The 9061-nt window shown below is 63.0% G+C and carries 10 protein-coding genes; 1 reads left to right on the top strand and 9 read right to left on the bottom strand.

From position 1 onward, the window contains the following. From AAE027_RS09885 to AAE027_RS09845, 9 genes are all read right to left on the bottom strand, one after another. On the bottom strand, positions 1-465 hold the full coding sequence (locus AAE027_RS09885) for a hypothetical protein (protein WP_370987587.1): 465 nt from the start codon (positions 463-465) through the stop codon (positions 1-3). Beyond that, positions 449-1366, bottom strand: coding sequence for a DUF2950 domain-containing protein (locus AAE027_RS09880; protein ID WP_370987586.1), 918 nt, complete (start codon positions 1364-1366; stop codon positions 449-451). Before AAE027_RS09880 ends, AAE027_RS09885 begins: the two co-directional genes overlap by 17 nt. Then, a complete protein-coding gene (locus tag AAE027_RS09875) occupies positions 1363-3039 on the bottom strand; it encodes a DUF3300 domain-containing protein (RefSeq protein WP_370987585.1) in 1677 nt (558 codons plus the stop codon). Before AAE027_RS09875 ends, AAE027_RS09880 begins: the two co-directional genes overlap by 4 nt. Before the next feature lie 188 nt (positions 3040-3227). Beyond that, positions 3228-5120, bottom strand: a complete 1893-nt coding sequence (locus AAE027_RS09870) for an ATP-binding protein (protein ID WP_370987584.1) — start codon at positions 5118-5120, stop codon at positions 3228-3230. Between the two features lie 83 nt (positions 5121-5203). Beyond that, positions 5204-5488: a hypothetical protein gene (locus AAE027_RS09865; protein WP_128956318.1), complete on the bottom strand. Its 285-nt coding sequence runs from the start codon at positions 5486-5488 to the stop codon at positions 5204-5206. Further along, positions 5485-6270, bottom strand: a complete 786-nt coding sequence (locus AAE027_RS09860) for a DUF2092 domain-containing protein (RefSeq protein ID WP_370987583.1) — start codon at positions 6268-6270, stop codon at positions 5485-5487. The genes AAE027_RS09865 and AAE027_RS09860 overlap by 4 nt, the downstream gene beginning before the upstream one ends. 84 nt (positions 6271-6354) lie before the next feature. Continuing rightward, a complete protein-coding gene (locus tag AAE027_RS09855) occupies positions 6355-6753 on the bottom strand; it encodes a hypothetical protein (protein WP_370987582.1) in 399 nt (132 codons plus the stop codon). A gap of 38 nt (positions 6754-6791) precedes the next feature. Continuing rightward, positions 6792-8024 (bottom strand): HlyD family secretion protein, encoded by a 1233-nt coding sequence (locus AAE027_RS09850; RefSeq protein WP_091878428.1) that lies wholly within the window; start codon positions 8022-8024, stop codon positions 6792-6794. Continuing rightward, positions 8017-8442, bottom strand: a complete 426-nt coding sequence (locus AAE027_RS09845) for a hypothetical protein (protein WP_370987769.1) — start codon at positions 8440-8442, stop codon at positions 8017-8019. Before AAE027_RS09845 ends, AAE027_RS09850 begins: the two co-directional genes overlap by 8 nt. A gap of 162 nt (positions 8443-8604) precedes the next feature. Here AAE027_RS09845 and AAE027_RS09840 point away from each other — a divergent pair, with 162 nt between their 5' ends. Beyond that, positions 8605-9057: a hypothetical protein gene (locus AAE027_RS09840; protein ID WP_128932322.1), complete on the top strand. Its 453-nt coding sequence runs from the start codon at positions 8605-8607 to the stop codon at positions 9055-9057. The last annotated feature ends 4 nt before the right edge of the window (positions 9058-9061 follow it).

Here is a 9061-nt window from a genome sequence, read left to right as displayed (position 1 = left end):
TCATCTCAAGGCGATCGTGATCTGACTGATATTGGCCGCCAGCTCGAGTCCCGCTTTCGGGCCCTGCAGCACCATCGTCACGCCCTTTTCGTTGCGAAGGTGAACGCCGCTGACGCCGCCGACCAGCGCAAAACCGCCGCCGACGGAGCTGTAGGTGCCGGCGAAGTCACTGATCTCGCGGATGCCCGAGGCCCAGCCGTCGAGACGGCCGACCGTGGCGCCGACCGTGATGCCGAAACTCAGGCCGCTGATCTTGAACGGATAGGTCTTACCGCGGTACGTCAGCACGCCGTTGCCGGCGCCACCGCCGACCAAGAGGCCGGCCTTGACGATCTTGACTCTGACATGACCGGCCGCTTGCGCGAAGGACGGCGTCGCCGGCATGGTTAGCCCGAGTGCCAGCAGCAGGAGCGCGATCAGGCGAAATGCACGCCGCCGCGCGCGCCGTTCACGGTTTTTCGGCATCGACCTTCTTCCAAGTCTCGTCGGGATCGAACAGCGTGGTCCGCTCGGCGATGAAGGCCGTGCGCTTGCCGAGATCCTTCTGGTAAACGATGCCGGCATGGTTGACCAGAAACGTCATCACGCCCGAATTGCCGTACTCCGCTGGCCAGGCGATCAAGGCGAAGCCGCCGATCATCTTGCCCTTGACGACGTAGTTGAGCGCGCCGCCGGGTGCATCCCGCCCCTGTCCTTTGAGGATGCGGAAGTAGTAGCCGTGATAGGGCTCAGGTCCGACATCGCCCGCGCGATAGCCCTCCTTCGAGGCTTCGGCTGCCAGCGCGCCAAGCGGGCTCGGGTCGCTGTCGTCGCGCCAGAACAGGCCGTCCTTCTTGCCGGGCGAGGAAACGATGCGCTGCGCATAGACGCCGGCGCCTTCGCCGCGGTCCTTGTCGGCATATTCGTTCTGCGCGTCGACAAAGGCGAGCGCGGTCTGGATTGCGTCGAGCTCGTTGCGGCCGATGCGACGCCGCAGCACCTCGATCCGTCCCTCGTCGGTGTCGAACTCCCAACCGCTCCTCGTGTTGACCAGCGGAATCGGGAACGGGAAATTGTCCGGCCCCAGCATCAGGGTCGCAGTCTTGTTGCCCTCGGCCTTGATGCCGTGCTTGGCTTCATACATCGACGAGAAGCGCTGGCGGATGTCGTTGTCGGCGATCTCGTCGCCGGAGGAGACGATGTCTTCAGCAGCGCGCCCAAGCACCTTCAGAATGTCGCTTGGTCCGCTCTTGACCGCGGCCGCAAGCGTAGCCGCCGCGTCCTCCGGCGTCTTGTAGGATTGCTGTGCCTGTGACGCAGAGCCAAGAAGCGCCAGCGCCATGATGCCCGGCAACACCGCGCGGCGGAACGATTTCAGGCCCGTCATGGCGTCACCTCCGCAGGAATCTTCGCGCCGCCGGCGAGCCATTCACCATAGCTGCGGAATGTCAGCCCGAGTTTTTCGTAATGGACACGCAGATATCCATCGCTGCCACGGGTCACGGCGGCAGGCATCACCTGCTCGACCTCCTGCGCCATCACGCCGACATAGGCCTTATTGCTGCCGATGTAGCTGAAGCGATAGTAGCCGAGGCCGTTGGGAAGATGGCCGAGTAGGACAACGTCGTGTTTCAGCGCGATATCGGAGCGCCGGCCGCCGCCACCGCCGCGGAAGCCGCCCCCTCCGCCGCCACCACGGAAACCGCCGCCACCATGCATGGCCATTCCGCCACCACCGCCCCGCCCGGCAAAGCCGCCGCCACCGCGCGGCATGCTTGCCATGCTCGAACGCCCGCGCGCCGATGCCGCGGCCGCCGATCGGCCCGACGAGACGTTCATCGCGCCGCCGCGGTTGCCGCTACGATTGCCGCCACCACGATTGGCGGCAGCACCGCCGCCGGCTCGATTGGCAGCCTTGGCGCGATCGCCGCCGCCTTTGCTTGCGCCCTTGGCCCGGTCGCCACCGCCCTTGGCACGATCCGCGGCCCCAGCGCGATCGCCACCGCCGGGCCGATCGCCGCGGTTGCCCGCACGGTCACCTGCGCGATCACCCGGACCGCCACGATCACCGGCACGGTCGCCCGCCCGATCTCCCGCACCTTGATTGGGTCGCAGGACCTGATTGCCGTCACGACCGCGGAAATCCATCCGGTCCGACACGCCGGCCTTCAGATTGTTGTTGCCGAAGCGCTGCTGAACATTGGTGTTATTGTAGCGAACGCCCTGGCGATGCGCCGGATTGTGCTGCCAGCCATTGCCAATGTTGGTGGTGCGATGGTTGACGTAGACGTTGCGATTGCCCCAGTTGCAGCCGCCGCCCCAGTAATTGCCCCAGCGTCCGATCGCCCAAGCGGTGCCGAAGGCGATTCCCGCCGCAACCATGCCGGCGCCGATATAGGACGGATAGCCCCAATAGTACGGCGGATACTCCGCATAGGGCCAGCTGCCGTAGACCGTCGCCGGATCGTAATACGGCACGTACATCGCTGAAGGATCGGCCTGCTGGATCACGACGACCTGCTTGCCTTCCTGGGACTGGACACTGACCTTCTGCTGCTTGGTCGTGACCAGCTTCTTGTTGTCATAGGCCTTGGTGCGCAGGCGCTGGATCGCATCCATCACATCGGGTTGCTGGGCGAGAAAGGCGTCGCCGAGCTTCTTGGTCCAGTCGAGCTGGTCGCTCATCATGGTCAACACATCGGCGGTACTGGCCAGCGCCTTGACGCTGTCGTCCCAGCCCTGCTTGTCCACCTCCGTCTTGAGCGCATCACCCTTGAGCTGCTTGCGCTGCTTCAGCCAGCGGTCGGCTTGCACCACCTCCAGCGGATAAGTTGAGGCCGCCAGCACATTGGCCAGCAGCTCGTCGGGATAGAGCGCGATCGGCGCAACCAAGGCTTCAAGCTGCTCAGGCCTAAGGAGCTCGGCCGACGGCGCGGGCTGGCTCGCCGGCTGCGCCTGCGGATTTGGGGCTGCAGGTGTCGTTGTGGTCTGCGCCGTTGCAGCGACCGAAGTCGCCATTAGGAGCGCAAGCGCCATCAGGGTCTTGCCGCAGCGAAACATCACATCCTCCCTCAGACTTCCAACGTGGGAAGATCAAGCCGGAGCGCAGGCGTTTGTTGATCGAGATCAACGAAACGAGTTCGTCGCGGCTGCTGCAGCGAGAGGACGCACGATCATGCACCCCAGATTTTAGGCCAAGACGACTTTCCCCCACCGATCCAGAGGCATGATCATCAAAATACCGCTTGTCAGCGGGTGATCGGAAGCCGGATCGTGAACAGGGCTCCTCCGGAGAGCTGGTTCGCCGCGACAATTGCGCCGTGGTGCGCCTCGATGATGGTTCGGGCGATCGCGAGTCCCATGCCCATGCCTTGCGGCTTGGTCGTGAAGAATGGATCGAAGACGTTTGCGAGATCGGAGGCGGCTATTCCGGGTCCCGTATCGGTGATCCTGATCTCGGCCTGGTTGCCGGCACGGAGGGTTGAAACGCTGACCTCGCGCTTTCCGGTGTCCGCATCGGAGATCGCATCCATCGCGTTGATGATCAGGTTGAGGATGACCTGCTGAAGCTGGACCGGATCTCCCTTGACGTGCAGATCGACAAGCACAGGCATGTAGATCAGCGTGATCCGGCGTCCGTCGGCGACGGCCTTCACAAGGCCGATCGCTTCGCGGACCGTATCGTTGAGCTCGATGTCCTTGACCTCAAACGGCGTCTTTCTCAGAACGCTGCGCAGCCTGCGGATCACCTCGCTTGCGCGTTGATCGTCACGCCTGATGTCGGCAAGAATCTGACGAATTTCGTTAATGTCCGGCGAACTGGCCTTGAGCATGAGCTCCGCCGTCTCCGCATTAGTCAGGATAGAGCCGAGCGGCTGGTTTAATTCGTGCGCGATCGAGGTCGTGAGCTCGCCGACAGTCGAATAGCGATTGACGTGGGCCAGCTCTGTGAGCCGCTGGCGCGATTCCACTTCGGCGACGCGGCGGCGGCGACGCTCGTGCAGCAACCCGCTGATAAGACCTGCCTGCACCAGGAATACCGCCGCGATCATCAACATCTGCCAACGATAGCGCACCCAGATGTTCGGCTCGCGAAACAGGATCTCGCTGCCGGGAGGCAAACGACTCTCGCTGATGCCCCAGCGCTGCAATTCCCGCCAATCATATCTCGGCGCAGCGAAGCCGATCGGCTCATAATGGATGCTCGCCGGTTTCGCACCGCCGAGAACGCCGAGCGCGGCGGTGACGGTCCTCGAACTCGTGTCCGCAATCAAATGCATCGGCCCACCGACCGTGCTGTTACCGAAGAACGGCTCCTGGTAGGAGAAGATCGGAGCATTCGCGACTGCGTGCAGGCTGCGCAAGGCGATGTCGCTCTCGTGGACGACCCCAGCCGCATCGACCGACATCAGGCCCCAAAACAGCACAGTGTGCGGCGGGAGTTTTGATGCGCGTTTCAGTATTTCCTCGAACGACAAATCCGAATACCAGACGAGCTCTACCCGCTCGCCGAAAGATTTCAGCTCCCGCTTCACCTCCTCTACCCAAAACTTCTCGAGCGGCGAGGCACCGATGACGACCGCAACCGACCTGGTGTCGGGCAGAACCCGAAGGATGTTGTCGAATGCCGCCACGAAATCGTTCCGGATCGCCACGACGACATCGTTGTCGCCGAGATCGGCGCGATTGATCAGTCGATGCTCGACTGCAGAGAGAATCAAAGGCGTGTGGGGGAACAGTCTGGCGCGGTATTTCTGCGCAAACCGGGCGGCAGGCGCGCCGATGCTCAACACGATGTCGGGCATCGCGCCCTGGTACAGCGAGTGCAGATACTCGACGAAAGGCGCCTCGGGACCAGGATTGTTGAAGCGCGCGGTGAGCAGCGCGTGCTCCTGGATATCGAGCGGCCAGGGCGATTGCCGCTCCAGTTCGGCCTTGATGTCACGCGCATACTCACTCCACGGCCGAAACTCGCGACCGAAGGAATGCAACACCAGCACGCGCTTGAGCTCGCCGCGCAGACTTCGCTCGACGGCCCCGGCGCGCTCGGGCGGCAGGCACAGGGCGACGAACAGGCCGAGACAAAGTAACGCGGCCACGAGCCGCGGCCTCACCCCGTTAATGGACGCGCCCCCGCTCATGCTACACCCTCGCAGCTTCCGGCAGCTGCTTTCCAGGCAATTTTAGCGGGGATTGCACCGCACGGACAGCCCCGAGGCGGGCCTCAGCACCGCGTGACGACCCGCCCATAAGCGTCCACGACCTGCGCGCAGGAGGGCGCATAATAGGCCCCGGCGGCTCCCGCCGCGGCGCCAACCGCAACCGCCCGGCGCGTCGTTCGACGCGCGACGCCGGCATAGCTCATGGGCGTGAGGGGGCGTCCCACCCTCGCCTGCGCCTCCGAAAGGAAGCCGCTCTCGTCGATACGCGGCGCACCGTTCCAGGACAGTCCGGCGGCAAAAGCGACCATTGCAGCCGCGCCGATCAAGGTTTTCCGCAGCATGATCATTTCTTGGCTCCTGTCGGTGTGCCCGGAGGAAGTTCGTCGAAATCCGCCATCGCGACCGAGTTGATGTCGACCTTGGTGGCGCCGGCTGGCGCCTTGAATACAAACGTATCCTCGGCAAAGGCGTCGGTCTTCCAGTCTCTGGTCCGCAACGTGTATTGCGGTGCGCCCGTGACCGTTTTGCTGGTGATCACGTATTTGCGCGGCACCGGCTTTGCACCCGTTTCGATCCAGATCTGCCAGTCCGTGTCGGCCGTGCGAAATGCGAGATGCTCGCATTCGACGCCGTCGATCACGCCCTGCCCGACATGCTTGCCGTCGGCGGCCGTGGCCATCAGCTCCTCGAATGCGTTGGTGAGCAGCAAATCGGTACCGGGCATGCCGAGTCCGGAATGGGTCTGCATCTCGGTGATCATCTGATCCACCGTGCCTGCCATCTCGGCCTGCATGTAGGATTTGGCGTCGTTGCCGTAGAGCGAGACGGTCTTTCCGTCATAGACCAGCTCGACATCGGCATAGCCGCCGGTGCGCCTGACGCGCAGCTTGTCGGGCCGCCCCAGCTTGAACTGGCCGGAGCTTGCGAACTGGATCTTCTGGAGCTCGGGGGTGATGATCTCGATGTCGCTGTCGAATGACGCGGACAGTGTCTTCTGGCTGCCGAGATAGTCCGTCATCGACTTGAGGATCTTGGCCGGGTCATCCGCACGTGCCGGCGAGGTCGCAGCAAGCAGCAACGCTGCGCCGGTAGCGAACAATGTCCTTCCAAAGCCTGTTATTGGTTTCATTGCGAGTCCTCCTAGAATGAAGGACATTGAAATGCGCTGGCGGTCCGCTTGTTTGACTTGAGTCAAAGCTGGCACAACTTGTCGCTAGGGCGCCGGGCAACGGTGATAGCGAATCTCCATATCCTCCATGCCCGGGAACAGCCGGATGAGGCTGTTTGCATCCAGCTCTTTCAGGCTGAATTGAACGCTGGAGAGCATCATGTCGGTCGCGCAGGCCGCAACCAGATTGACGGTCGGACCGTCGTCCTTCCGCGCCTTGATCCGGCAGCGGGCGAACTTGCCGATGATCTGTTCGCCATCGACAATGAAGCCGCCGCCATAAACATCGGACATGTCGGTGAAGCCGAGCTGCATCCCCTTGCGCGCGAACACCTTGGGGCAATTGCTGGAATCGGTCACCCATGCACCGTTGAGGTCGAGAGCAACGGCACGGCCACCCATGACAAGCAGCGGGACCAGCAACGCCGTGCCGAGCGCGACCACCTTCCGTGAACACATATCGTCTTTCCTTCCTGGGCCGTTCAATGACCGCTCAGCACAAGTGTCTGGATCGGCAGCAACAGCGCCTGGATACGCAGCAGCAGCGCGTGTACGAGGCCGACGCCGTCCACGACGTGCAGCGCGATCTTCCGGCTGGTCGGAGTGTCCTTGGCCGAGATTTCCTCGTGATTGCTGGTGTAGGCATTGACGATGCAGCTGCTGCCGGGTGTGACCCCATCCAGGCCGCCTTTGTAAAGCGGCTCCAGAAATACCAGGATGGTGCCGGGACGGACGGCGTTCTGTGGATCGATCAGCTGCTCGCCGGATCGGAACTGTCCGGCAGCGATGTAGTCCTGCACCGTGGTGATCACCATCGGGATGATCACCCATGGCTTCGAGATGCAGGTCGCTTCCGCCACCATGCCTTCCTTCATCACCTGCGCCTCGATCTGGCCGAAACCGGCCTGAAGCGCCTTGCGGCCAGCACCTTCGGGAACGAGAACGCCTGCGGGGCGCATCAGCTGATTGACAACGTCGCCGGGGCGAACCAGGAACTGCTCGACGCGCCCGTCGACGCCGGCGCGCACGAGGGTCTTGTCGAGATCGACCTGGGCCTGGTCGAGCGCGGCCTCCGCACTGGCCTTCTGTGCCGGCAGCAGGATGGAGACCTGCAAGGATGCCGATTGCTTCGCGGCCGTCGCCGCATCGATGCCGGACTGGCGCTGGTCAACCAGGACCTGGAGCTTGTCGATATCACGTTGCGGGACGATGCCTGGATTGCGACGCTGGAGTTCGCTCTTGACCTCGAGCTCGTCCTTGGCCTGCTGGTAGTTGGCTTTCGCTTCCCCGATCTGCGCCTCGGCCTTGACCACGTCGGCCTGCGCCGTCTGCATGGCGGCGTCGACCTCCGCGACCTTTCGCTTCGCCGTCTCGTAGGCGGCCCGCTGCTTCGAGGCGTCCAGCGTGAACAGCACATCGCCCTTCTTCACCGGCGCAGTGAAGCCGACCTTGACCTCAGCCACACGGCCTGAGCCCTCGGGCAGGATCGGCACGGTACGGAAGTAGAGCGTCGCCGACGACGTGGACGGATGGAAATAGAAGATCATCGTGATCAGCGACACCGTCAGCATCAGGCAGGCGGTGATGCCCCAGCGCAGCTCGTACCAGATCGAGAAGAAGGTGATCTCCTTGCCGAAGCGCTTGCCCTGGGCGTAGCGACGGTAGAGGTAGTCCGGCAGGATCGTGACAAGGGAGCAGATCAGCAGCTCAAGCATGGCTGGGCTCCTTCTCCTTGGCAGACCCGGGCTTTTCCGCTGGAGGCGGCGCAGCCGCAGCGTCTGTCGGGATTTCCTCGCCATTGCCGGCCGGCGTTGCCTCTGCAATCTTCTCGACCGACCCGGCAATGCTGCGCAGCGGAGTGCCGAAATCGGGGAGATCGATCAACGCCAGCAGGAGCCCCGCAATCCAGAAGATGTGCATGTGCGTAAACAGCGAGATCAGGCCGAGCACCGCAACGAACTCGAACTGCAATTTTTGCGATTTGTGCGCCATCCGCTCCGGCAGGCTGTGCAGCTTCCAATAGAGCGTGCCGATCCAGAGCACAGTCCCGATCAGAAATATGCCCATCACCACCATCAGCGTATCGGTCCCGCTGCCCGGCGCGAGATAGAATGGCAGATGGTGCGGGGCCATCGGATGAAGCTGGTCGCTCAAACGTCTCTCCCGGTCAAATGCGCATTTGTGCCACTGTGTTCGGATAGGCTTCCGGTTTGCTTGATTTGAATCAAGGGAACGCCCTCCGCCGGACTTAGCGTTCCCCGGATGCTGATTGGATAACCATCAGGAGCCGCAGCCATGCCCGGCCTCGACGATCTCATCCCCAACGCCGCCCAGATTCGAAAGGAAGCCGCCCTCAAGGAGGCCGAAAAGGCGGAGGAATATGTCCGCCTCGCAACCGCTGCCGAGGCCGAGAAGCGCGCGCTGATCGAGCGCTTGCGCAAGCCCTCCGGCAAGACCGAAGAGGAGAAGATCAAGCTCGCCTCGACCATCATCCAGCGTGCGGTGCGAAATGGCCTGACGGAGGTGCTGGTCTATCGTTTCCCCAACTCCCTCTGCACCGACAAGGGACGCGCTATCAATCAGATGGAAAAAGGTTGGGAGAACACCCTGACCGGCATCCCCAAAGAGATCTTCCAGCTCTGGACCGATTATCTGAAACCGCGCGGCTATCGCATCTCCTATCAGATCATCGAGTTCCCTGGCGGTGTGCCCGGCGACATCGGCGTGACCATTTCCTGGGACGATTGACGAG

Source organism: Bradyrhizobium sp. DN3, from assembly GCF_041357655.1.
Taxonomy (GTDB): domain Bacteria; phylum Pseudomonadota; class Alphaproteobacteria; order Rhizobiales; family Xanthobacteraceae; genus Bradyrhizobium.
This window is presented reverse-complemented; position numbering and strand designations above follow the sequence as displayed.